This is a genomic window from Lujinxingia vulgaris (assembly GCF_007997005.1).
Lineage (GTDB): Bacteria > Myxococcota_A > Bradymonadia > Bradymonadales > Bradymonadaceae > Lujinxingia.
This window is the reverse complement of the sequence record NZ_VOSL01000080.1, coordinates 1-524: the sequence shown is the minus strand read 5'-3', so window position 1 is coordinate 524 and position 524 is coordinate 1. Positions and strand designations below refer to the sequence as shown.

Annotated in this window: 1 rRNA gene; it reads left to right on the top strand. The window is 52.7% G+C overall.

Annotation, left to right across the window (positions count from 1 at the left end):
• Positions 1-428 precede the first annotated feature (428 nt).
• Positions 429-524, top strand: a 23S ribosomal RNA gene (locus tag FRC96_RS15985); the annotation flags it as partial.

Below are 524 nucleotides of genomic sequence, written 5' to 3'. Positions count from 1 at the left end.
GAAAGCATCATCTACGATGCTTCAAGATGCAGAACATCCGTGTCCCAACCCGAACCTGTCAGATGCCTCACAGTGAGGCTCATGATACGGCTTTGTTTGAAAACGCCCGAGTGCTCGACACCAGAGTGTGTTGAGCGTGCCCTGTCTGGATTCCTTTGAATATAAATTGCCTCTAAGCAGGCAAACTCTTTGACAAGTCAATAGGATGGTAAACGCATTAGTGTATTTCAGCGTGAAGACGCTTGAGATACGAGCGTGACCTTTCATCGGGGAGACCCGTTTGAGAGGTTGCACAGGCAGACCGCGCCGACCTGGAGCATTTCAGGTAAGAGCGTGGCCGCTAAACTGATGCGCCTTAGAAAGCAAAGCAGCATCGTCGATGATCTGAGCCTCATTAGCTTGGGGATTCGGGTCGTAGACGATGCGGTGGTTAAGCGACAAAGGGCGTACGGTGGATGCCTGGGCGTCTGCTAGCGATGAAGGACGTAGAAGGCTGCGATAAGCCACGGGGAGCCGCCAAACAG